General features: G+C 72.6%; 20 protein-coding genes. 6 read left to right on the top strand and 14 right to left on the bottom strand.

Annotation, left to right across the window (positions count from 1 at the left end; all coding sequences use genetic code 11):
• Window positions 1-4: 4 nt before the first annotated feature.
• Together ABGB18_RS07340 and ABGB18_RS07335 are read right to left on the bottom strand one after the other, a co-directional pair.
• Window positions 5-1510, bottom strand: coding sequence for a glycoside hydrolase family 43 protein (locus tag ABGB18_RS07340; protein WP_347694597.1), 1506 nt, complete (start codon window positions 1508-1510; stop codon window positions 5-7).
• Window positions 1507-3837: a glycoside hydrolase family 3 N-terminal domain-containing protein gene (locus ABGB18_RS07335; RefSeq protein ID WP_347694596.1), complete on the bottom strand. Its 2331-nt coding sequence runs from the start codon at window positions 3835-3837 to the stop codon at window positions 1507-1509. The genes ABGB18_RS07340 and ABGB18_RS07335 overlap by 4 nt, the downstream gene beginning before the upstream one ends.
• Before the next feature lie 136 nt (window positions 3838-3973).
• Here ABGB18_RS07335 and ABGB18_RS07330 point away from each other — a divergent pair, with 136 nt between their 5' ends.
• A complete protein-coding gene (locus ABGB18_RS07330) occupies window positions 3974-5023 on the top strand; it encodes a LacI family DNA-binding transcriptional regulator (RefSeq protein WP_347694595.1) in 1050 nt (349 codons plus the stop codon).
• A 38-nt stretch (window positions 5024-5061) separates the two neighbouring features.
• Here the strand turns inward: ABGB18_RS07330 and ABGB18_RS07325 are convergent, their stop codons facing one another.
• From ABGB18_RS07325 to ABGB18_RS07315, 3 genes are all read right to left on the bottom strand, one after another.
• Window positions 5062-6078 (bottom strand): LacI family DNA-binding transcriptional regulator, encoded by a 1017-nt coding sequence (locus ABGB18_RS07325; RefSeq protein WP_347694594.1) that lies wholly within the window; start codon window positions 6076-6078, stop codon window positions 5062-5064.
• A gap of 122 nt (window positions 6079-6200) precedes the next feature.
• Window positions 6201-6389: a hypothetical protein gene (locus tag ABGB18_RS07320; RefSeq protein ID WP_347694593.1), complete on the bottom strand. Its 189-nt coding sequence runs from the start codon at window positions 6387-6389 to the stop codon at window positions 6201-6203.
• 287 nt (window positions 6390-6676) lie between these two features.
• Window positions 6677-7150 (bottom strand): nuclear transport factor 2 family protein, encoded by a 474-nt coding sequence (locus tag ABGB18_RS07315; RefSeq protein ID WP_347694592.1) that lies wholly within the window; start codon window positions 7148-7150, stop codon window positions 6677-6679.
• A gap of 80 nt (window positions 7151-7230) precedes the next feature.
• Here ABGB18_RS07315 and ABGB18_RS07310 point away from each other — a divergent pair, with 80 nt between their 5' ends.
• Both ABGB18_RS07310 and ABGB18_RS07305 read left to right on the top strand, forming a co-directional pair.
• Window positions 7231-7821, top strand: coding sequence for a helix-turn-helix domain-containing protein (locus ABGB18_RS07310; RefSeq protein ID WP_347694591.1), 591 nt, complete (start codon window positions 7231-7233; stop codon window positions 7819-7821).
• 317 nt (window positions 7822-8138) lie between these two features.
• Window positions 8139-9140 (top strand): winged helix-turn-helix domain-containing protein, encoded by a 1002-nt coding sequence (locus ABGB18_RS07305; RefSeq protein WP_347694590.1) that lies wholly within the window; start codon window positions 8139-8141, stop codon window positions 9138-9140.
• Between the two features lie 43 nt (window positions 9141-9183).
• Here the strand turns inward: ABGB18_RS07305 and ABGB18_RS07300 are convergent, their stop codons facing one another.
• The gene (locus ABGB18_RS07300; RefSeq protein ID WP_347694589.1) at window positions 9184-9744 is read right to left on the bottom strand and encodes a TetR/AcrR family transcriptional regulator; all 561 of its coding nucleotides are present in this window, start codon (window positions 9742-9744) and stop codon (window positions 9184-9186) included.
• Between the two features lie 144 nt (window positions 9745-9888).
• Between ABGB18_RS07300 and ABGB18_RS07295 the strand changes: the two genes are divergently transcribed.
• Both ABGB18_RS07295 and ABGB18_RS07290 read left to right on the top strand, forming a co-directional pair.
• Window positions 9889-10815: an NADP-dependent oxidoreductase gene (locus ABGB18_RS07295; RefSeq protein ID WP_347694588.1), complete on the top strand. Its 927-nt coding sequence runs from the start codon at window positions 9889-9891 to the stop codon at window positions 10813-10815.
• A gap of 95 nt (window positions 10816-10910) precedes the next feature.
• Entirely contained in the window at window positions 10911-11858 is a 948-nt protein-coding gene (locus ABGB18_RS07290) for an aldo/keto reductase (RefSeq protein WP_347694587.1), read from the top strand.
• Between the two features lie 35 nt (window positions 11859-11893).
• Here ABGB18_RS07290 and ABGB18_RS07285 read toward each other — a convergent pair whose 3' ends face one another.
• A complete protein-coding gene (locus ABGB18_RS07285; protein WP_347694586.1) occupies window positions 11894-12157 on the bottom strand; it encodes a hypothetical protein in 264 nt (87 codons plus the stop codon).
• A gap of 2 nt (window positions 12158-12159) precedes the next feature.
• Window positions 12160-12426 (bottom strand): WXG100 family type VII secretion target, encoded by a 267-nt coding sequence (locus ABGB18_RS07280; RefSeq protein WP_347694585.1) that lies wholly within the window; start codon window positions 12424-12426, stop codon window positions 12160-12162.
• Window positions 12427-12717: 291 nt separating this feature from the next.
• Between ABGB18_RS07280 and ABGB18_RS07275 the strand changes: the two genes are divergently transcribed.
• Window positions 12718-14322, top strand: coding sequence for a protein kinase (locus ABGB18_RS07275; RefSeq protein ID WP_347694584.1), 1605 nt, complete (start codon window positions 12718-12720; stop codon window positions 14320-14322).
• Between the two features lie 154 nt (window positions 14323-14476).
• Here the strand turns inward: ABGB18_RS07275 and ABGB18_RS07270 are convergent, their stop codons facing one another.
• The 6 genes from ABGB18_RS07270 to ABGB18_RS07245 form a co-directional block, all read right to left on the bottom strand.
• Entirely contained in the window at window positions 14477-16684 is a 2208-nt protein-coding gene (locus ABGB18_RS07270; RefSeq protein WP_347694583.1) for a DUF3488 and transglutaminase-like domain-containing protein, read from the bottom strand.
• A 152-nt stretch (window positions 16685-16836) separates the two neighbouring features.
• Entirely contained in the window at window positions 16837-17961 is a 1125-nt protein-coding gene (locus ABGB18_RS07265; RefSeq protein ID WP_347694582.1) for a DUF58 domain-containing protein, read from the bottom strand.
• Window positions 17958-20069: a fibronectin type III domain-containing protein gene (locus tag ABGB18_RS07260; RefSeq protein WP_347694581.1), complete on the bottom strand. Its 2112-nt coding sequence runs from the start codon at window positions 20067-20069 to the stop codon at window positions 17958-17960. The genes ABGB18_RS07265 and ABGB18_RS07260 overlap by 4 nt, the downstream gene beginning before the upstream one ends.
• Before the next feature lie 160 nt (window positions 20070-20229).
• A complete protein-coding gene (locus tag ABGB18_RS07255; RefSeq protein ID WP_347694580.1) occupies window positions 20230-20712 on the bottom strand; it encodes a HipA N-terminal domain-containing protein in 483 nt (160 codons plus the stop codon).
• The gene (locus ABGB18_RS07250) at window positions 20705-21028 is read right to left on the bottom strand and encodes a GntR family transcriptional regulator (protein WP_347694579.1); all 324 of its coding nucleotides are present in this window, start codon (window positions 21026-21028) and stop codon (window positions 20705-20707) included. The genes ABGB18_RS07255 and ABGB18_RS07250 overlap by 8 nt, the downstream gene beginning before the upstream one ends.
• Before the next feature lie 70 nt (window positions 21029-21098).
• Window positions 21099-22139, bottom strand: a complete 1041-nt coding sequence (locus ABGB18_RS07245; protein ID WP_347694578.1) for a LacI family DNA-binding transcriptional regulator — start codon at window positions 22137-22139, stop codon at window positions 21099-21101.
• Window positions 22140-22152 lie beyond the last annotated feature (13 nt).

Here is a 22152-nt window from a genome sequence, read left to right as displayed (position 1 = left end):
GTCGTCAGCCGGTCGCCTCGTAGTCGAACCAGTCGAAGCAGGCGGTGCCCGCCGTGACGTACATGCCGATCACCCGGCCGGTGAACCCGGTGGCGACCTCCGTGGACAGGTAGCGCCCGTCGAGCTCGGCCAGCAGCACCCCGCTGGCGGAGAAGGCGATCGTGTCCGGGCCCGTCGCGGCGACGCCCAGCGGATCGCCGGTCGCGGCGGTCACGGACGGCGGCAGCACGCCGGTCGTGCGGATGTCGATGCCGAGCGTGACCGGCCCCGGCGGCACGGGGTGCCGGGCCACGCACTGGCTGAGCGGCCCGATCCTGGCCACCACGCGGGCCTCTCCGCCGGTCACCTCCAGGTCGTAGTGGTGGGCCTCGTCCACCCGTACGGACAGTCCCGAGCGCGCCGTGCCGGGGTCCAGCCGCGCGCTGACGCGGCAGTCGAGGTGCTGCTGCCGCCGCCCCACGAACGTGTGCCCCGGCCGGTCGAGCGTCGGCCCGGTGGCGTTCAGGGTGAGCCAGCCGGGCCGGGTCGCCAGGGACCACGACCCGTCGGGCCGGCCGCGCGGCGAGATCCAGTACGGCGCCAGCGCCGCGGCGTCGAAGTCGTCCCGCGGCGGGAGCGCGGGGAACGGGTGCCAGGCCGCGGGCGCGGGATGTGAGTCGAGCACCGGCCCGGCGACCGGCCAGCCGTCCACCCACCGCACCGGCGTCAGGAACGTCTCCCGCCCGATCACGTGGAACGCCGGGGTGTGCCCGCGCGGCCGGGTCGCCAGCAGCACCATCCACCACGTACCGTCGGCGGCCTGCACGAGGTCGGCGTGCCCGGTGCTCTGGATCGGCCGGTCGGTGCCGCGGTGGGAGAGGATCGGGTTCGCGGGGCCGGGCTCGTACGGGCCGCGCGGCGAGCGGGCGCGGGCGACGGAGACGCAGTGGCCGCGTTCGGTACCGCCCTCGGCGATCAGGAGATACCACCAGTCGCCGATGTGGTAGAGGTGCGGCGCCTCCGGCTGCCGCAGCCCGTTGCCCGTCCAGGCGGGATAGGGGCCTTCCAGCACCTTGCCCGCCACGGGGTCGATGCGGGCGACCCGGGTGCCCGAGAAGGCGCACCAGCACGAGCCGTCGTCGTCCCAGGCCAGGTCGGGATCGACGCCGGGCAGGTCGATCCAGACCGGGTCCGACCACGGGCCCTCCGCCCGGTCGGCGGTCACGATGAGGTGGCCCCGATCGCTCACGTTGGTGGTGATCAGGTGGAAGCGGCCGTCGTGGTGGCGGAGCGTGGGGGCGTAGACGCCGCGGGAGGCGGGCGTGTCAGGCGGGATGCGCAGTTGCTCGGGCCGGTCCAGCACGTTGCCGAGCTGGCGCCAGTGCACCAGGTCGCGGCTGTGGAAGATGGGCACGCCGGGGAAGTATTCGAAACTGGAGCACGCCAGGAAGTAGTCCGCGCCGACCCGGCACACGCTCGGATCGGGGTGGAAGCCGCCGAGCACCGGGTTGGTGAAGGTACGGGTTCTCACGCCTCCTCCGTCCGCGTACGGGTGGTGAGCCGGCGCCTGGACCCGAGCACGAGCGTCTCCCCCCGCAGCCGGACGACCGAGCGCAGCGGCGGCTCGGCGGCCGACGGCCCGGCGGCCAGCACGATGGTCCCCGGTTCGACGACGCGCCGCAGGTCGATCCCGGTGTAGGAGAACGCGTCCGCGGGCACCTCGAACACCACCGCCCGCCTCTCCCCCGGCACCAGCGCGACCCGCGCGAACCCGACGAGCTGGAGCGCGGGCCTGGCCACCTGCGCGACCGGGTCACTCGCGTAGAGCTGCACGACCTCCTCGGCGGGCCGGGCGCCGGTGTTGCGGACCGTGACCCGCACCTCGACGGTCCCGTCGGTGGGCAGCTCCGCGCGGTCGGTCACGATGTCCAGGTATTCGACGGCCGAGTACGACAGCCCGTGCCCGAACGCGTACGCGGGCGTGGGGTCGAGCACCGTGATCCCGTCCGCCCGCCGGCCCAGGGGCGGCTGCAGGTAGGTGGTGGGGTTGATCGACGGCGAGACGGGGATCTGCACGGGCAGCCGGCCGGACGGGTTCACCCGGCCGCTCAGCACGCCGGCCACCGCCGCCGCTCCCTCCACCCCGGGGAAGAACGCCTGGACCACGGCGGCCACCCGGTCCTTGTACGCGCCCAGCGCGTACGGCCGACCCGACACCACGACCAGCACGGTCGGCGTGCCGGTGGCCAGCACCGCCTCGACGAGGTCCGGCTGGAGGCCGGGCAGCCGCAGGTCGGCCGCGTCGCAGCCCTCCCCGGACGTGCCCCCGCCGAACAGCCCCGCCCGGTCGCCCACGAACACCAGCGCGACGTCCGCCTCCTCCACGACCGCCACGGCCTCGCCGATGCCGGATGCGTCGCCGCCCCACACGTCCACCCCGAGCGCGTGGCGCACGTCCGCGTGCGGGAACTCGTCGGCCAGCCGCTCCCTGATCGACGCGACGGGCAGCCCCATGCCGTGCTCGGGATAGCGGTCGAGCACGTGGTTGGGGAAGGAGTAGCAGCCCAGCAGGACGCGGGGATCGTCGGCGCAGGGGCCGACGACGGCGATGCGGGCGTTCCCCTCCGGGTCGAAGGGGAGGAGGCCTTCGGGGTTGTCCAGGAGCACGATCGAGCGTTCCGCGAGCGTCATGGCCAGCTCGCGGTTGCGCGGGCCGTCCAGGTCCACCTCGTCCGCGCCGCCGGGGACGAGAGGGCCGCCGTCCAGCAGGCCGAGCTCGACCTTCTGCCGCAGCACCCGGCGTACCGACTCGTCGACCAGCGACTCCGCGACCCGGTCCGCGCGGACGTGCGCCACCAGGTGCTCGCCGTAGCCGACGGTCTCCGGCAGCTCGACGTCGATGCCCGCCAGCATCGCGACCGCCCCGGCCGCCGCGTCGTCCTCGGCCACGCCGTGCATGGAGGCCAGGAACGGGACGGCCCAGTAGTCGGCCACCACCGTCCCGCCGAACCCCCACTCCTCACGCAGCAGCCGCCGCAGCAGGTCCACGCTGGCCCCGACCGGGACGCCGTCGAGGTCGGTGTAGGAGTTCATGACCGAGCGCGCGCCGCCCTCGTGCAGGGCCGTCTCGAACGGCGGCAGCACGACGTCGGCCAGTTCCCTGGGCCCGATGCTGACCGGCGCGTGGTTGCGGGCCGCGCGTGAGGAGGCGTACCCGGCGAAGTGCTTGAGCGTGGCGACGATCCCGGCGCCCTCCAGGCCGCGCACGTAGGCGGCGCCGAGCTGGCCGACCAGGTACGGGTCCTCGCCCAGCGACTCCTCCACCCGGCCCCAGCGGTAGTCCCGTACGACGTCGAGCACCGGCGCCAGGCCCTGGTGCACGCCGACGGCGCGCAGGTCGGCGCCGATCGCCCCGGCCAGGCGCTCGACCAGCCCGGGATCGAACGTCGCCGCCCAGGCCAGCGGCGTCGGGTACGCGGTGGCCCCGTACGTCGCGAACCCGGTCAGGCACTCCTCGTGGGCGATGGCCGGGATGCCCAGCCGGTTGGCGGCCATCACCCGCTCCTGGAGGGAGCGCAGCCGGGCCGCGCCCTCGGCGGGGGTCACCGGGGCGGTGCCGAAGACGCGGGTGAGGTGGCCGACTCCGCGCTCCAGGCGGTCCTCCAGCTTCCCGGGATCCATGAAGAGGTCCTGCAGGGGCGCCTGGTTGCCGGGCTCGTCGGTCTGGATCCAGACCGAGCCGAGCTGGGCCACCTTCTCCTCAAGGGTCAGCTCGGCCAGCAGGGCCTCCACCCGGTCGTCGGTCGTACGGGTCGTGTCCCGCCAGGGCGCCAGGCCCGGCACGTTCACAGATGTCATGGCTGAAACTTTCGTGAGTCCGTCCCGACCATTAGATTCGGAACTTAAGCTGCCATCGAGAACCTTGTCAAGAATATTTCGTAGAATCACCGAAACTTTCGGAGGCTCCGCGAATGTCCGGAACCAGGCTGCGATCATGACCACGACCAGGGATGCCGCCCCCTCCAGGGGCACGCCGCCGACCATCGCGCAGCTCGCGGAGCTGGCCGGGGTGTCGGTCGCGACCGTCTCCAAGGTGGTCAACGGCCGCTCGGAGGTCTCGGCGGAGACCCGCGCCCTCATCGAACGCCTCATCCGGGAGCACGGCTACCGGCGGCAGAAGCGCCGCGCCAACCCCTCCGCCCTGCTGGAGCTGGTCTTCAACGAGCTGGAGGGCGCGTACGAGATGGAGATCATCAAGGGGGTCGAGCAGGTCGCCCGGGAACACCGGCTGGCCGTGGTGCTGTCGGACCAGCGGGGCGGGCACACCCCCGGCCGGAGCTGGATCGAGGACGCGCTGACCCGCCGCCCGACCGGCGTGATCGCGGTCTTCGCCGGGCTCACCCCCGAGCAGCGCGACCGGCTCGACACCCGTGACATCCCGCTGGTGCTGGTCGATCCCACCGGCGACCCCGGCCACGGGGTGCCCTCGGTCGGGGCGGGCAACTGGAGCGGCGGGCTGTCGGCCACCCGGCACCTGCTGGAGCTGGGGCACCGGCGCATCGCCGCCATCACCGGGCCCGCGCACGCGCTGTCCAGCCGGGCGCGGCTCGACGGCTACCGGGCGGCCTTGGACACGGCCGGCGTGCCGGTGGATCCCGCCCTGATCCGGGAGGGCGACTTCCGGGTGGCGGCCGGGCTCGCGCACGGCCGCGAGCTGCTCCTGCTGCCCGACCCGCCGACCGCGATCTTCGCCTTCAACGACTGGCAGGCCCTGGGGGTCTACCAGGCGGCCAGCGAGCTCGGGTGGCGCATCCCCGACGAGCTGAGCGTGATCGGCTTCGACGACCTGCCACCGGCGCAGTGGGTCATCCCGGCGCTGACCACGGTCCGCCAGCCGCTCACCGAGATGGCGGCCGCCGCGACCGGCATGGTCGTCGCCCTGGCGCAGGGCGAGCCGCTGCCCGGCAACCGCGTGGAGCTGGCGACCGACCTCGTCACGCGCGCCAGCACCGCCCCACCGAAAGTTTCGGAAAAGTTCTCGTAACTATCAACCCTCCGGTTCGGCGCTGAAGCCTCTGACCGTCAGGTCTCGCGCCGCTGGAGCCGGGTGGGCCAGGACAGGACGGCGCGGGCCGGGTCCCAGCGGCGCTCGACGGCGGCGAGGACCAGGTCCGCGATGCCGGCCCGGAGGCGGGCGACCCCGACCGACGTAAGGCGGGGGCGCAGCATCTCGCACAGCGGCTCGTCCTCCGCACCGACCAGCGCGAGGTCGCCGGGCACCCGCAGGCCCGCGTCCGTCAGCGCACCGAGCAGCATCCCCGCGTGCTGGTCGTCGAAACCGAACACCCCGTCGGGGCGGTCGTCTCCCCCGGACCAGCCGCGGGCGATCCCCCGCGCCTCCGCCGGGTCCAGTCCCATCGAGACCGTCCTGATCCGCCCGCCGCGCGCCGCCACCACCTCCCGCGCGCCGCGCAGGCGGGCCTCGGCCAGCGGCCGCAGGCCCGGCTCGCGCGGCATCAGCGCCACCAGGTCACCGCAGCCCCGCTCGACCAGGTGCCCGGCCGCGACCCTGCCCACCGACGAGTCGTCCAGCAGCACCGTCGGCACCAGCGGCGACTCCTCGCGCCCCACGCCGACCGCGACGACGCCCGACCCGTGCAGCAACTCCACGTTGGTCCGGGTGAAGCACGCGACGTCGGCCAGCACGGCCGCCGGGCGCAGCGCCGCCCACGCCCGGGCAGCGCGCACCCCGCGCAGCGAGGGGTCGCCGTGCAGCAGGAACCCGTAACCCGCCTTGCGCAGCTCGGCGCCCAGCCGGGTCAGCTCGGTGGTGGCCAGCCGGTTGCGCAGCACGCCCCCGTCCCCCAGGTAGACCAGGACCAGGTCGGTACGCCCGCGCGACAGCGATCTCGCGCTGGACTGGGCGACGTATCCGAGCCGCCTGGCCGCCGAGCGGACCTTCGTCCGGGTCCGCTCGGGGATGCGGCCGATGTGGCGGCCGTTGAGCACGTACGAGACGGTGGCCGTGGAGACCCCGGCCAGCCTGGCCACGTCGGCGATGGTGGCGGGGCGGTCCGGGCGGGACTCCACGGCGTTCATGAGCACCATCGTGCCCGGTGCGGGGCCGGTCCGCACTCATGACGGAGTCACCACCCCGGGACGCGAGAGGGCGCCCGCCCTCCTGCGCGAGAGCGGGCGCCCCTGTGGTGCGTAGGAGCACGTCAGGCGACGTGCTCCTCAGCCTCCCGGTGGAGTGCCTCCAGGTCGAAGGCCCCCGACTTGACGGCCGCGGTGAACCGCTCCCAGTCACGGCGAGGTACTTCCAGCACCGCGCCCGGGTTGTCCACGTGGACGACCTCCACGTGGTCATTGATCCGCTTCGCCGCGACGCGGCCGGCGTCTTGCGTCATGTTGCGCTCCTTCCGGTGCACCCTGCGGAGGTTCCGCCCCGGCCATCCGTTCGCAGGAGGACCGGGGCGGTTGCGGGCAGCCTTCCATCCCGGCGGGGGCTCCGGCCACTGGCCCACCAGGAAGGTCGTGGTGCAAAACCCACCCCGAAGGCATGGATCTCTTCGTCCGGGTGAAAGGGATCTACGTTCCGGTGTCAGAGAACCCATGCCGTCCTTCACTCGCGGGCGAGCACGGCCGCCAGGGGCAGGCGCCGGGCCGGCGTGGTGAGCTGTGTCAGGTCCGAGCGCTACTGGACTGGCGCGTCCGCGCCGGCGAGGTCCTCCGGTGACTTGGTCAGCGCCTCGGTGATCGCCGGGATGTTCTGGTACTCGCGCCAATACTTGATCAGGCCGTCGCGGATCCCCAGCACGGCTATACAGGTCACCGAGGCCTGAACGCCGGTGGCGATGACCGTTCCGGTCAGCTCGTATTCGACGACGATGGCCTCGGGGTCGTCGGTCTGGTGGGTGGTCAGTTCGCGGAACTGCTCGAACCGCACCAGCAGGCCCGCGCCGCCGGTGCGGTAGTACGACAGCCACGCCTCGCGACCCTCATAGCGCTGCATGCCTGGAGGGGCGAACGGCGTCTCCACCACGACATCTTCGGCCAGCAGCTCAGCTGGAAGGAGTGTTGCGTCAGCGCCGTCCCCGTTCAGCACTGCTTCCTGCATGCGGGCGTAGATCGCGAGTGGGCCTGCTGACTCGGTCGTGGTTCGGGTCATGGTCGAATCTCCTGAGTTAAAGTGAGTGTGACTCGACAACATAATGAGTCTCACTCACATTGGCAACTGTTGGAGGACCAATGAATCGAGAAAGCGTGCCGCCTGCCAGCGACGGTGCTGGTGAACGACCAGTTCGCGCCGACGCTCGCCGCAATCGAAGCCGCATCCTGGAGGCGGCCGAAGCCGTGTTCGCCGAGCAAGGCGCGTCGGCCTCGACCGAGGCAGTGGCCGCACGCGCCGGCGTCGCGATCGGCACGGTGTTTCGCCATTTCCCGACCAAACCCGAACTCCTCGCGGCTGTGGTGATGAATCTGCTGGACCGACTCATCACTGAAGTCGATGCGATGGTCAACGATTCCGAAGCCGCAACAGCCCTCTTCGAGTTCTGCACCCGCGTCATGGCGATCAGCGCCCAGAACAGGGCCCTGTTCGAGCGACTCGCCGAAACCGGAACCCGGGTCCACGTCGGCGACGCCCTGACACGCCTCCGGCCCGCCGCCGACATGCTGCTCGAGCGCGCCCAGAAGGCAGGCACCGTCCGCGACGACCTGCGACCCGATGAGTTGATCGCCCTGCTCGCGGCGATCTGCCAAGGGGCGATGACCGATGGGTGGAGCGAGCAGCTCCGCCATCGCGCGCTGACCATCCTCTTCGACGGCATGCGCGATTAAGGTGACGACTGCCGAGCTCGGCCGGGATCAGGCCGGGTGACGGGATGGGTGGGACAGATGTGTGACAGGCGACTGTAAGGGGCATGAAAGCCAGAAGTTAGCAAAAGGGCGTAAGTTCCCTCGTGTGCCCGGCAGACCCCGGCACTTCGGCAGCACACAGAGGACGTATTCATGAACGTGACCCCGGAGCGGACGAACACCATCGAGAGCCGCAGCGTTCGTATCACGTAGCAGTTGACAATAGCCCGATCGCTGATGTTTCGAGCATTGTTGAAACCTTGTCTCCGGCAATGTGCTCCCCGCCTACCCTCCCACCCGTGAGAGCTCAAGTCATAAGGACGAAAGTGTGGAGCGAGCTGCGCGTCCGCTCCACACCCCGGCTCAAGATCTCCCTCTCACCCAACCTGACGGCCCTCGCCATGATCGCCGACGCCCTCGCCGGCCGCCGCCGTGGCCTGCCCGAACTCTGGCGGCGGGCGATCAGCTCCCGGGTCGGCCGGATCGGCCACGAGGCGGTACGCCCGCTGGCCGCGCCGGGCCACTCGGTCTCGCCCGACTTCCTGGTGCCGCGGGCGCCCGTCGGCGGCGACATCACGGTGCAGTCGCAGATCAGCGCGTTGCGCGACTTCCCGCCGGACGACATGGTCAAGGATCTGGAGCGTACGTTCGGCCCCGGGGGGCCGCCGGCCCGCTGGCGCTCGGCCGTCGAACACCCCGCGTACTGGCTGCGCGGCTACGCGGGCGCGCTGGCCGAGGTGTGGAACATCACGGAGCCCCTGTGGCAGCAGGCCCGCGCGCTGCTGGACCGGGAGGTCCAGCGGGTGGGCATCGCCACCGTGCGCGGCGGGGCCGAGCTGCTGCTGGGGGCGCTCAGCGAGCGCATCGTGTACGGCGAGCGCGGCCTGCTCATCTCCGACTCCGAACCCGGCGCGTACGACCTGGGCGGCCGGGACATCGTCCTGGTGCCGATGCTGGCCGGCCGGGAGTCGGTGATCGTCAGCCTGGACAACCCGGACGCGGTGTGGATCGCCTACCCCGTCCCCGGGGCGGAGTCGCTGTGGCGCAGGCCCGTCGCGCCGGCCGTGGACGAGTTGTCCGCGCTCGTCGGGCCGGTCCGGGCCGACCTGCTCTGCGCGCTCGACCAGCCCATGACCATGTCCATGCTGGCGACGGGGATGAATCTCGCGCCCAGCGGCCTCACGTACCACTGCGACCGGCTGCGGGCGGGGCGGCTCATCACGCGGGAGCGGCGCGGGCGCGAGATGTGGATCGCCCGCACGGAGCGGGCGGAGGAACTCCTGGACCTGTTCCGGCGCTGACCCCGCGCCGGCCCAGGGCAACGGCCCGCCCCGCGCTCAGGGCTCACTGGTGCGGGTCAGCGAGGGTGTGCACGCCCGCGCGAATCCGTTCGATGCCCATGTGCCGATGCAGGTGAAGGTAGTCGATGACGTCGGCGCGGAGCGCGGTGAAGACGGCGTAGGCGAGGTACGGGGCGTCGACGGTGGGCCGGGCGGCATGGATCCGGGCGGCGAGTTCGTCGATCCAGAACCGGCTGGCGGGGTTGGCGTAGTAGGCGTGCGGTCCGTAGTGCTCCAATGCGCGGATGAGCGTGCGGTTGTCCAGGACGAAGTCGAACAGGGCATCGAGATAGGCGTGGAGTCGTGCGCAGGCGTCTCCTCCGGGCCCGAGCGGGGGCTCTCCCGATCGCACGCGGTCCCGCAGGGCGGCGACGCGTGGCTCGATGACCGCCTCGACCAGTCCCAGCAGGTCGCCGAAGCGGCGCATGACCGTGGCCTTGCCGACGCCGGCGGCCTGGGCGATGCGGGCCAGGCTGACATGCTCAAGGTCCTCCCGCTGGAAGAGCGCTTCCGCGGCGGTCAGCACGGTGGCGCGGTTGCGGGCGGCATCAGCGCGTTCGGTCACGGCCACGCTCCCTTTGCATAAATGGACCAGTGGACCGTATTCTATCGGACCGGCGGACCGGTTCGCGTCCTTCCTGGCTTCGTCCGCCGGCTGCATGTGGGCCAGGCCCTGTCAGGGATGGGCGCCACCTGGCGAAAGGAAACCATGAAACGGATCTGTCGGGCTGTGATGTTCTTCGAGTACGGCGAGGCCGAGGTCCTGCGGGTGGCCGAGTGCGAGATGCCCGAGCCCGGCCCGGGGCAGGTCCGGATCGCGGTCCGCGCCGCCGGTGTCAACCCGATCGACTGGAAGATCCGCAGCGGCGCCATGGCCGCCGTGATGCCGGTGCGGTCTCCGGCAGTTCCCGGGGTCGACGTGGCCGGCGTCGTCGAGTCCGTCGGGCCGGACGTGACCGATGTCGCCGTCGGAGACGAGGTCTTCGGCAAGGCGCTCTCGGGAAGTTACGCCGAACTGGCGCTGGCAGACCGCGACGCCATCGCCGCGAAACCCGCCGCGGTGTCCTGGGAGGTCGCGGCCGCCCTGCCGGTGGCCGCCACCACGGCCTATCACGTTTTCGCCCAGCTCCCCCTGGCGCGGGGCGAGACGATCGTGATCGACGGCGCGGCCGGCGGGGTGGGAACCGTCGCGACCCAGGTCGCCCGGCATCGCGAAATCACGGTGATCGGCACGGCGAGCCCAGCCAACCACGACTACCTGCGCTCTCTCGGTGCCATCCCGGTGAGCCATGGCGCCGGCCTGGCCGACCGGGTCCGGGCTGTCGTCACGGGAGGTGTGGACGCCGCCGTCGACGCCTCGGGGCGGGCTTCCCTCGCCGAACTGGTGGAGCTGACCGGCAACCCCGATCGCGTCATCTCCATCGCCGACGCGTCGGCACAGTCGCTGGGCGCACGGTTCGCCTACGGCGAGCCCGAGGACATGAGCGGCATTCTGGCCGAAGTGATCGCGCTGGTGGCGGCGGGCACGATCACGCTGCCCATCGCCCGCGCCTATCCGTTGACCGACGCGGCCGCCGCTCATCGCGAGAGCCAGGCAGGGCATGTCCGCGGCAAGCTCGTCCTGGTACCCGTCTGACGGCTGCGGCCGGGGTCGAACGACCCGATCTGGGTGTTGACCTTGAGTTCACTCCAGCCACCAGAATCCTGCCTGTGCGGCGAAGGGAGCACGATATGGAACAGATGAACCTCGCGCTCGGGGCGATGCGCTTCGGCAGCCAGGTGGACAGGCGGACCGCGTTCGACCTGCTGGACCGCTTCATGGGCGCGGGCGGCACGTTGATCGACACGGCGAACTGCTACGCGTTCTGGTCCGACCCGGACGGTGCCGGCGGGCACAGTGAGACAGTGATCGGTGAATGGCTGGCCAAGCGTCCCGGACTCCGTGACCGCGTTCGCCTCAGCACGAAGGCGGGCGCGCAGCCGGTCGGCGGCGGAGAGTGGCCCGCCAACCGGGAGGGGCTGTCGGCCTCCGCTATCAAAACGGCGGCCGAGGACAGCCTCCGCCGCCTGGGCACCGATCACATCGACTTGTTCTGGACGCACATGGAGGATCGGTCGGTGTCGCTGGAGGAGACCGGGCAGGCGCTGGCGCTGCTCGTCGAGTCCGGCACCGTGGCCCGCCTCGGCGCGTCCAACCACCCCCTGTGGCGGGTGGAGCGCGCCCGCAACATCGCTCAGGTCAACGGATGGCCGGGATACACCGCCTTGCAGTTGCGCCACTCCTTCCTCAGCCCACGCCCCTGGGCGAAGGTGCCGGACCAGAGCCACCGCTTCGGCTGGGTGACGGACGAGATCCTCGACTACGTCACCGCACACCCCGAGGTCGCCCTGTGGGCCTACACTCCGCTGCTCAACGGCTCCTACACCCGCCACGACCGGCCTCTGCCCGAGACGTACGACCACCCGGGAACCAGCCGGCGGCTGGCCGTGCTGACCGAGGTGGCGGCCGAGCTCGGCGTGACCCGCAACCAGGTGGTGCTCGCCTGGCTGGCCGGAGGCGACCCACCGGTGACGCCGATCGTCGGCGTCAGCAGCGCCGCCCAACTGGAGGAGGCCCTGGCAGGCGCCGCCGTGGTGCTCCCCGGGGAACTACGTTCGCGACTGGATGCCGCCGCCTGACCACGCCGAAGGCGTTGGGAGGCGGGCGACACCGTCTAAGGGGCCTGCTCGGTCGCTTCCTCGTGGAGTGCCGTGCTGAAGCGCTGCATGGTGTCGCCCATAGCCACCACCGCCGCGTTCCACTTCTCCTTGGCGTCCAGGTAGACGCCCTTGGCGGCGCCGTCGCGCATCTCCAGGGCCTTGAGGTCGGCCTCCAGGACGGCCAGCTCGCCGACGAGATTCGCATAAGCCCGGCCGAGCTCCGCCGCGACCTCCTCCATGTCGTGCGAATCGGCGCGGCTGATATGGGGCACGGCCATTGTCATGCTCCCTTGAATTTCTCGGAGATGTCGTCGAGCGTGTCGATGACACTTTGTAAGTGCGGGTCCCACTCATCGAGTACGGCCTTGTAGGCATGGGCGGCATCGCCCTGCCAGGCCGCTCCGAGCGTCGCGGGAATCTGGTTCAGCCTGCGCTGGATCTGCACGATGTTCGAGTGGGCGAGCGCCAGGCGGGCTCCGGCACCGTGATGGATGCCCTCTTCATAGTGTGTCGGCTCAGCCACGTGCACCCTCTCGACTCCGCGCATCTCCAAGAAATGTAAACGGGGAGGTAGCCGATGGGCTACGGTTTCAATTTTCCTGGAAATGTCCCACCGGCCTGGGCGGCGGCCCCTGCGCGTGGCTCGCTTAGAAATTTCTTGAAATGACGATCCATGGGATCGAACGCCCGGTAGGCAAGTGTCCGGCACGTCGCAGGCACGCGGAGCAAGGATGAAAACACCTCAGGCCGACCAGGGAATCCCCATGTCGCGCGGTTTCCGGTCGGCGGAGCATGCCGCTTTCGAGACCGACGACCCGGGCGGCCCATCCGTGGCCGCATGACGATGATCACCGAGCGGGTCCGTGGCTACCGGCTCCTGGAGCGGGCCGGCCAGGACGGGCCGTGGACCGTCTACCTCGCCCGGTCGGCGTCCACCGGCGCCGAGGTGTTGGTCAAGACGCTCGCCTGCCATCGGGTGGACCGCCGGGCGCTGAAGCGGATCGTACGTGGCTTCGACTTCCCCGAGCCGCTGGCCGCCCACCCCGCCGTGATCCCGCTCCTGGAGGTGGGGGCCACGGGGGACGGGCGGCCGTACCTGGTGACGCCGCCGCACGGGGGTCCCACGCTCGCCGAACGCCCCGGCCGCGGCCTGCCGATGCCCGCTGACGAGGCGGTGGGCCTGCTGCGCGCGGTGGCGGCGGCGGTCGCGGCCACGCACGCGCTGGGCGGCGTGCACGGCCGCGTCAAGCCCGAGAACGTGATCACGCCCCCGGGCGGGGTCGCGCTCACGGGCTTCGCCATGTCCGCCCTCATGTCTCTCGCGGAACTGCCCGGCGGAACGCTCCCCTCGGTGCACGCCGCTCCCGAGGACCTGCGGGGCCGCCCGCCGGTCCCGGCCTCGGACGTGTACGCCCTCGGGTCGATGCTGTACGAGCTGCTCGCCGGGCGGCCCGCGTTCGAGCCGGACGGGCCGGCAGGTACGACCAAGTTCGTCCACGACGTGCTGACGGAGATCCCACGACCGCTCCCGCCCACCGTGCCCCCGGACCTGGCGACCCTCCTGGCCAGGACAATGTCCAAAGACCCTGCCACCCGACCCACAGCCACCGACCTGGCCACCGTGGCGGCCCCTACCCCACGCTCCCTCACCTCCGCCCCGCACACCACCGCGACGACCAAGGCGCTTGCCACGAACGCAAGCCAGACAACTGCGCCCCCACTGTCGATCCCCGAGGCGACTCGGCCACCCACCCCCTGGCCCCCTTCCACCCCATTCACCCTTCGGACGCTGCCGTCGCGGGCGTCCGTCGCCGAGCCGGCGCGTGGCAGGAACATCCCGCTGCTGGTCGTCGGAGCCTCGGCGCTGGCGGCGCTGATCGGGGTGGGCGGCGTGGCGCTGGCCGTGACCAGCGGCCGGCTGGACGCCCAGCCAGCCGCCGCAACCGAAGGCACCGCCCCGACCGGGAACGCCCTCCCGACCGCAGGCCCGGCACCCGCCACACCCCAGGCGACGGACAGGCAGGAACCATCGCGGGTGCCGACCACGCCCGCGACCTCCCCGCCCGCCCACCGGCAGGCCGTCGATCCCGCGGCCGTCGCCGCGTACCGGCCCAAGGGCCTCAAGGTGGTCTCCGACGGTGGCACCTCTGTGACGCTGGCGTGGAAGACGGCGCGCAAGAGCAGCTACCCGACGGTGATCCAGCAGGCCCCGGGCCAGAAGCTGACGTCGGCGACGAGCGGCACCTCCTATACCGTCGGCGGTCTGAACCCGGCCACCGGATACTGCTTCAAGGTCGGCACGGTGATCGCCGTCGGCCAGCCCTCGTCCGTGGCATGGTCGTCGGCACTGTGCATCCGAGGCGCCACCGAGACGACCCCCGGCGCCGGGCAGGACAAGCTCCAACCCCCGATCGTGCTTCCCCCGGCGACCCCTCCCTCCTGATCCCCGTCACCGGCACCTCCCCGCCTTCGTCGTCGCTCACATCGAGCAGCGGCTCACGTCACTTCCACTGGCCACGGGGGCAAGGCAGCAAGAGAAGCTGCGCTGTGAGCGTGTGATCGACCGCGCTTCGCGATGCTCGGCTCACCGACGCCAATCAGGCGAGCAGGGAGCTCGGTGACAGGCGGTGGGCGAGTCTGGTCGGTAGCCCGATGCGCTTGCGCACCAGCGAGTCGACGCTGTCGTGGTGGCGCCAGGCGAGCTCGGCGTCGGCCTGGTCGACGGGGGCGTCGCCGAACGTCGCGAGGTTGGCCAGGTCGGCGAGCGCCGTCAGCGGCTCCCGGGCGGGACGTCCCAGCACGGACTCCGCCAGCGCGGCCACCTCGTGCGCCGTGAGGGCCCCCGCCGTGACCGGGACGCCGGCCGCCCGCAGCCTGGTCACGGTCTGCCGCCACGCGCCGGCCACCCGGGCGGCGGGCGTGGCGGCGCGGCGGCGGCGTGACCGGCGCAGGGGCGGCACGACGATCATCGCGACCAGGTAGGCGAGCAGCGCGCCGGCGGGCACGAGCAGCCAGGCGAGCGAGTCTGTCGCGGCGGCGGGGCGGGGCTTGGCGGCGGGCGTGGGCCGGTTGGAAGGGCTCGGGGTCGGCTCGGGCTTGGAGGTGTCGCTGTTGATCGCCTGCTCGATCTCCCGGGCCTGCTTCGGCTCGCCCTCCGCCACGTCACCGCCCCCGCCGGAGCGGGTACGCGAGGGCGTCGGGTAGAACGGCACCCACCCGATCCCCCGGAACTCGACCTCGGCCCAGGCCAGCACATCCCCCGCCCGCACCTGCCGCACCCCGCCGCCCGCAGCGGCATCCGTTGTAGTGCCTGGTCGGAAGCCCACGACGACTCTGGTCGGTAGCCCGAGCGAGCGGGCCAGCAGCGCGAACGACGCCGCGAACTGCTCCGTCGTCCCCCTGCGGGACTCCGTCAGGAAGAACTCGATGTTGCGGTAGCCGTGCCCTGGTGGCGCGTTGACGTCGTTCACGGCGAGTTTGCGCAGGTACGACGCCAGCCGGACCGCCTGCTGCGTCGGGCTGTGCGCCCCGGCCGTAGCCTTCCTGGCGATGGTCCGCAGCCGGGCGCGCTGCGGGGGTGTGCGCCCGTCGGGCCCGTTGGGCAGTCGCAACGCGGCGGGGTCGGCGGCGGGGGTCGCCTCGCGTAGCTCCTCGGCGGGATACTGGCGGAGGCCCGAGGTCACCTCGTACGTCATGCCCTCGCGAGCCTGAGTGGTGGCCAGCGTGCCCGTCGCGGGATCGACCACCATGCCCGGCCCGACGGCCCGCAGCGGGCGGTCGGCGGCGGGGAGCCAGGGCCCGGGCAGCTTCTGCAGGGTGAAGCGCTGCACGACACTGTCGCGCCCGCCTTCCTGCCCCGGCACGCGGCCGCCGGTGGGGACGAATCCGGCGGTCGAGGTCCAGGTGACGCCGTCGAAGGTGTCCAGGACGGCCAGCCGGAGGTTCGTCTCCGAGGCCGTACTGACCATGAACAGCTCCCGCTGGGGGTTCTGCAACCACCCCGACACCTGGTCGAGCGCGCTCACGCCGCTGATCGGCCGCGGCGGCGGCTGCTCGACGAGCCGGCGCACGTCGTACGGGCGCTCCGCCCTGGGAAGCGCGGGCGCCACGAGGACGGCGGCCGGCACCAGGCAGGCCAGCAACGGTACGCCCACCGCGGCCGCCCGCACCGACGTGGCCGCCCGGACCAGCGCGAGCACCAGCACGCCCGCCGCGAACACCGCCGCGTACGGCACCGCCGACCCCGCACCGGAGACGCCCAGCACCACGGCGACGGCCAGGACCAGCAGCGGGGGCAGCGCGGGCAGCAGCACGGCCCTGGACCTCAGCGCGATCTCGCAGCCGGCCGTCGTGGCGGCCCACACCAGCAAGCCGGCCAGCACGATCGTCTTGCTGTCGGGGGCCACGGGCAGGATGGTGGTCAGGAGCCGGCCGCCCGCGTCGCGCACGCCGGCCAGCGCGGCACCCACGCTCGCCGGCGTCGGCACGAACCCGAGAACGGCCTCCGCCCTGAAGATCGTCGCCGACGCCGCCACCAGCCACCCCAGCACTCCGACCGGGATCACCCCCCAGAGCGCCAACCGCCTGGTGAGCAGCAGCGACAGCAGGCACGGCCCGGCGGCCGCCACGCCCACCACGGGGAGCAGCGCGCCCAGCGGGAACACCCCGTCGAACGCCAGCCCGGCCGTGGCGGCGAGCACCGCCACGACCACGACCGCCCCCACCCCGCGCGCCACCGCCCCACCTCCGCCGCCCATCGGGGCCTCACCCCGCGACCCCGCCTCCCCGACCGGCTGATACGTCACGCTCACCGCACCGTCCCGGCGCGCCGGCACACCACCGCACCCGCAAAACCGGCACCTCTCCGGCGAGCCACCGGAGGTGCAAAGTCGCCGCCTGCGAAGCCCCTGGCTCCCCACCCCCCCCTGCGCAGCCACGCCGCCGGCTCCCCGAGCGTCTACCGTGGCCACGCCGCCGCCAGCTCGGTGAGGTCGCTCGCCTGGATGACGGTTACGCCGGTCCCGGTCGGCAGCTCGCCCGCCCCCGGGTTCCCCACGTGGACGAACACCACCTGGTCGAAGCGCCGGCGCGCCGCGGCCGCCGCCGTCAGGGCCGTGAAGGTGCCGCTGACCAGCACCAGCGCCCCGCCCGAGCGGGCCCGGCGGAGGGTGGTGAGCGGGGGTTCGGCCGTGGCCTCGCGCTCCACCACGGCCAGCCGGTCCAGCACCAGCTCCGACTCCCCCGGCCCGCCCTTGGCGTGCAGCAGTTCCCCCGTCCCGGTGAGCAGCCGCAGCGGAAAGCGCTCGCGCGTCACCGCGCAGGCCACCGAGGCCGCCACGTCCACCGCCAGCTCGAACTCGTCGTCCCCCTCGTACGAGCCGGGCCGGGTGTCCAGGACGGCGACGGTGGCCGGCAGGTTGACGTCGGTCAGCTCCTTGACCATGAGCACGCCAGTACGGGCCGTGGAGCGCCAGTGGACGTGCCGCAGGTCGTCGCCGATCACGTAGTCGCGCAGCCCGTCGAAGCCGGCCGCGCCATCGGGCGCTGACCTGGAGGCCAGCCCGTCCAGGTGGCGCTGCCGCCCGGCGCGCGGCGGCGGCAGCGCCACGGTGCGCGGCCGTACCAGCAGCATGTCGGCCCGCCCGTGCGCGATCGAGCGCCGCGCCAGCCCGAAGGGGTCGGCGCGGTCGAGCAGCAGCGGCCCCACCGGGGTCGCGCCGCGCCTGCGGGTGGGCAGCCGGTAGGACACCGTACGCCCCGAGCCGCGCGGCAGCGGCGGCACCTCGACCGCGACGGAGGTCCCCCGCACGGTGTCGCGGGCCGTCAGCCCCGGGTGGCGGCGCCGGCCGGTGTTGCGTACGTGCAGGAGCGCGACCGCCGGTTCGCCCCGGGCCACCTTCCCCGGCGTCACCTCGCGCCGCACGTCGATCGCGGCCCCTCGGAGCGTCCACACCGCGCCGGCGGCGACGGCCGCGAGCCCGGCCACCGCCAGAACCGCCGCCTGGGTGTAGCCGAGCGGCGCGCCCACCGCGTACATCAGCGCCGAGGCGGCCACCAGCCCCCACCCCGCTCTGGTGATCATTCGCACTCCCAGAGCGGGGCCGCCGGGAAGCCCCCCTTCGGCGTGGCCATGAGCACGTCGTTGAGCCAGCCGTTGCCGCGGCCGGACTCCACCTTGTTCCAGACGTCGCTGCTCATGCCCGTGTCGGTGTCGGTGTAGACCGGGCCCTTCTGCTGGCAGAGCACGGTCAGGCCGATGTACTCGTGCTGCGGGATCCGGCCCGACTCCCCGCCGCCGGGCGCCGAGCGGATCAGCGTGTCCCGGTTGTCGTTGTGGGCGTTCTGGAACTGCGCGGTCGGCGGTCGCAGGTCAGCGGTCGCCTCGGCGTGCTCCTGGCTCTCGCCGGCGGCGTTCTTGGCCCGCAGGGTCCAGGTGTAGGACTGGCCGTTCTTGAGCCCGGTGACCTCGGCGGTGGTGCCCTCGGGGGCGGCCGGGTGCCGGCCCGGCCCTTCCAGGGTGTAGGTGACGCCGCCGTCCCTGGCGTTCTCCGGGGCTGACCAGGTCAGGTCGGCGCCGTGGTTCCTGCCCTTGGCGGTGAAGCCGGCGGGCATGCCGGGGGCGACGCAGGGGCGTACCGGGATGGACGGGGCGGAGAGGGACTCGCCGCCGTCGTATTCCGCGGCGACCCTGAACGTGTACTCCTGGTCGCACGAGCCGCCGTCGACCCGGAACTGGAAGGGGCCGTCGGGCCGGACGCGGGACGGCGTGACGTCCGCGCCGCCGGGGGCGCCCTTCAGCGAGTAGCCCGTCACGGGGCCCTGGGCGGAAGGCGTGAAGACGATCTCCATCCAGCCGGGCCCCGAGTTGGCCGTGACGGTGCCGGGCGGGTCGGGCGTCCGGGTGGGGGTCGGGGTGGGGGTCGGGGAGGCCGTCACGGTCACGGTCGGCACGGCGGTCACCGTCCTCGTCGGCCTGGCGGTGCCGGTGGTTGCCTTGGTGGGTACGGCGGTCGGCCGCACCGCCGTCGGTACGCCGGTCGGGATCGGCAGCGGTGTGGGCGTGTCCTTCTGGTCGAGCGCCTCGTCGTACTTGCCGACCCGGCGCCCCCTGCCGTCCTGCTCGATGACCAGCGCGATCTCGCTGAACTGGTCGTTCACCCAGAGCAGCCCGTCCTTGACGAACACCTCCAGCGGCCCCGGCCTGCCGGTCACGACCTTCTCGGTCTCGAACTGCCTGGCCACGGTGTCGTACACGATCAACCGGCCCGTGCTCTCGTCGGCGATGTAGACGCGCCGCCCGAGGGCCTGCGGCGCGCCCAGCTTGCCGCCCTTCACCGAGACCGTGGTCAGGGCGCCGCTGGCGGTGTCCACCAGGACGAGCGCGCCCTGCTTGGGCGCCAGGATCGGCACGACCCGGCTCTCGGCCACCGCCGGGACCAGCACGCCGGCCCGGCCCGCGTTCGTGACCGTGCTGGGCAGGCTCACCTGGAGCATGGCGCCGGCCGAGCTGATCAGGATGGCGGAGGCGGCGGCGGAGTTGGTGACGAGCGGCACGCCGTTCGCGATCGTCAGGGTGAGCGGGTCGCCGGGCTCGCCGACGGTCACGGCCCTGCCCTGCCGGGTGCCGCTGACCTGCGCGAGGGTGCCCTCTTCCGGCACCGGCACCCAGAGGGTGCCGTTCGCGTCGATGCCCGGCCGGCCGAGCGGGCCCTTCAGGGTGATCGGGGCTCCGACGGCGGCCACGGTCAGCGGGTCGAGCTGCTGTACGGTGCCGGTCCGGGGATCGACCCCGTACGCCTTGCCGGCCCCCATCACGATCTGCATGCCGCCGGCGCCGATCGTACCGGTCTGGGCGACGTCGAGCTGGGCCGGGTCGACCCGGCTGACCTGGCCGGTCGACTCGTCCACGACGAGCACGTTGTTGCCGTCCTGCACCACCTTGAGCGGCTGCCCCTGCTTGCCGCCGGCGAGGTCCACCCGGGCGTCCACCTGCCCGGACAGGCCGTTGGCGTGCACCACCTCGCCGTTGAGCGCGCTGGCCAGCCAGGCGCCCACGTCGGAGAGCTCGGGGCGGGCGCTGGAGACGCCGGTGCCCAGGAACAGGCCGACTCCCACCAGCACCGCCACGAGAACGCCGGCGACGACTCCCGCCGCCCGCCGCCCCGCCACGCCCTGCCACCGCATGGCCACCGATTCACATCCTGCGAGATCCGCACGTACGTATCCGCCGACACACTAGGCCGCACCCTGCGATGAGAGGGCTCGCTTCAAGCAATGTAGAAATGTCCGGCCCCGCCCCGAGTGACCGTCAGTCTTTTGCCGAACTGTCGGACTTCGTGCACGCGCGGCGCTACCGTCGGGGCGAATGCTTTCCGGATACAGGAAGACGTTGGCGGCGCTGGTCGCCGTGCTGGTCGTCGTCGGCCTCGCCCAGCCGGCCGGCGCGGCCGGCCTGGGGACGTACGGCGACTACTCGCGGATGTTCGAGCGCAGCGCCGGGCAGTTCTGGTCGGGCACGTGGCGCAACGTTTCCGGGGAGGTCCTCCCCCAGGAACATGAGGACCTGGAAGTCGTGCGGGTTGGATCGCCCGAGTTCGCGTCCGACCAGATTGCGAAGGCCGCTGCCCTGCTCCGGCAGAAGGTTGGCGAACCACTCGGGCACGGAGCCGCTGGCCGACCTGCGCTTGTCCGGATTGGCCTCGAACGCCTGCCCGAGGACAGGATGCACAGGAGCCCTGTCGTCGTAGTCGAACCAGGTGTTGCCTTCGCGGTAGCGCAAAGTGCCCACTCGTCGATCTCCGAGGAATACTCCAGCCGTCACCTCGTCAGTCAAGCTCTTCACCTTCGTCGAACAGCGCGGTCACATCTGGCCCATCCCGGAAGCCGAACAGGGCACGGCCCTGAAGCCGCGACTCGCTGGGGAGTGCACAGCCGGGTTCCAGATCTCCGCGCCCGATCTGCTCGCGCAGATCCCTCGCGACTTCTTGGTACGGGTACTGTTCTCTTTCCGGTTCCTGGCCGCCAAGAACCAGCCGCCCCTTCGAAGGGATGGTGCGGATCAGTCCTTCATTCTCCAGCACGGCCAGTGCTCGCCGCATCGTGTCGCGTGCGACCCCGAACTGCGCACACAGGGCCTTCTCAGACGGCATCACCTGCTTTTCCCGAGGCAGGCGCCCCGAGAGAGCGGGCGCGCTGCGGGCATCACGACCCCCAGGGGGCTCAGAGTGGGGGGCGGGCGGGGGTGCTTTCGCGTAGGACGACGCTGGTCGGGAGGTCGTGGCAGGGCGTTTCCTCGCCTGACAGCGCCAGCCGCATCGCGGTCAGGCCCGCTTCCCGCAGCGGCACGGTCACCGACGTGAGGGCCGGGACGACGTCCACCGCCGGGTCGATGTCGTCGAAGCCTGCCACGCCGATGTCCCTGCCGGGGACGACCCCGGCGTCACGGAAGGCCGTCATGGCGCCGATCGCCATCACGTCGTTGACCGCGAACACCGCCTCCACGTCCTCGAACCCCCGCTCCACCAGCCGGCGCGCGGCCTCGTAGCCGCCCGCCCGGGTGAAGCCGGTCTCGATCGCGAGCGGCGCGGGCACGCCGGAGCCGCGCAGCCCGGCCAGGAACCCGTCGTACCGGTCACGGGACGTGCGGATCCCGGCCTGCGCGTGGAAGACCGCGAAGCGCCGGTAGCCCGCCCCGAGCAGCGCCCGCGCCAGCCGCTCGGCGCCGCCGTGGTTGTCGATCGTGACGGTGCCGAAGGGCAGGTCCCGCTGGCTGATCAGGACGACCCGGCCGCCCGCCGTATGGTATTCCGCCAGCTCCTCGACGAGGGCGTCCCTGGTGCCCGAGTCGTCCACCCGGCTGCCGGCGACGATGATGACGCGGGGGCGCTGGCCGCGCAGCGTCCTGACGATCTCCAGCTCGCGCTCGGGCGAGCCGCCGGCCACCGCCATGGTGACGATGAGCCGGGACTCCTGCGCCGCCTGGGTGACCCCGGCGGCGATGCAGGAGAAGTAGGGGTCGGCCACGTCGCGCACCACCAGCGCGACGGTCCTGGTCGAGCCCTTGGCGATGGCCTGCGCCGACAGGTGCGGCTCGTAGTTGAGCTTGGCCGCCGCCGCCCGTACCCGGGAGGCGTTCTCCGATCGGACGTTGCGCGTGCTGCCGTTGAGCGCGCGTGACGCCGTGGCGATGGAGACGCCCGCCTCCCGGGCGACGTCGTGCAGGGTCGGCGGGGCCGTGGGAATGCCAGACCCGTCATCCATGCCGGACATTGTG

Source organism: Nonomuraea sp. B12E4, assembly GCF_039871825.1.
Lineage (GTDB): Bacteria > Actinomycetota > Actinomycetes > Streptosporangiales > Streptosporangiaceae > Nonomuraea.
The sequence above is the reverse complement of the archived record's forward strand: the minus strand, read 5'-3'. Positions and strand labels throughout refer to the sequence as shown.

What these genes read in the sequence shown, in the direction of transcription:
- ABGB18_RS07335 (WP_347694596.1), bottom strand. Translation starts at nt 3,837, where the DNA reads ATGACATCTGTGAACGTGCCGGGCCTGGCGCCCTGGCGGGACACGACC.
- ABGB18_RS07310 (WP_347694591.1), top strand. Translation starts at nt 7,231, where the DNA reads ATGAATCGAGAAAGCGTGCCGCCTGCCAGCGACGGTGCTGGTGAACGA.
- ABGB18_RS07325 (WP_347694594.1), bottom strand. Translation starts at nt 6,078, where the DNA reads ATGAACGCCGTGGAGTCCCGCCCGGACCGCCCCGCCACCATCGCCGAC.
- ABGB18_RS07315 (WP_347694592.1), bottom strand. Translation starts at nt 7,150, where the DNA reads ATGACCCGAACCACGACCGAGTCAGCAGGCCCACTCGCGATCTACGCC.
- ABGB18_RS07280 (WP_347694585.1), bottom strand. Translation starts at nt 12,426, where the DNA reads ATGCGCGGAGTCGAGAGGGTGCACGTGGCTGAGCCGACACACTATGAA.
- ABGB18_RS07295 (WP_347694588.1), top strand. Translation starts at nt 9,889, where the DNA reads ATGAAACGGATCTGTCGGGCTGTGATGTTCTTCGAGTACGGCGAGGCC.
- ABGB18_RS07275 (WP_347694584.1), top strand. Translation starts at nt 12,718, where the DNA reads ATGACGATGATCACCGAGCGGGTCCGTGGCTACCGGCTCCTGGAGCGG.
- ABGB18_RS07285 (WP_347694586.1), bottom strand. Translation starts at nt 12,157, where the DNA reads ATGGCCGTGCCCCATATCAGCCGCGCCGATTCGCACGACATGGAGGAG.
- ABGB18_RS07245 (WP_347694578.1), bottom strand. Translation starts at nt 22,139, where the DNA reads ATGGATGACGGGTCTGGCATTCCCACGGCCCCGCCGACCCTGCACGAC.
- ABGB18_RS07320 (WP_347694593.1), bottom strand. Translation starts at nt 6,389, where the DNA reads ATGACGCAAGACGCCGGCCGCGTCGCGGCGAAGCGGATCAATGACCAC.
- ABGB18_RS07265 (WP_347694582.1), bottom strand. Translation starts at nt 17,961, where the DNA reads ATGATCACCAGAGCGGGGTGGGGGCTGGTGGCCGCCTCGGCGCTGATG.
- ABGB18_RS07330 (WP_347694595.1), top strand. Translation starts at nt 3,974, where the DNA reads ATGACCACGACCAGGGATGCCGCCCCCTCCAGGGGCACGCCGCCGACC.
- ABGB18_RS07290 (WP_347694587.1), top strand. Translation starts at nt 10,911, where the DNA reads ATGGAACAGATGAACCTCGCGCTCGGGGCGATGCGCTTCGGCAGCCAG.
- ABGB18_RS07250 (WP_347694579.1), bottom strand. Translation starts at nt 21,028, where the DNA reads ATGCCGTCTGAGAAGGCCCTGTGTGCGCAGTTCGGGGTCGCACGCGAC.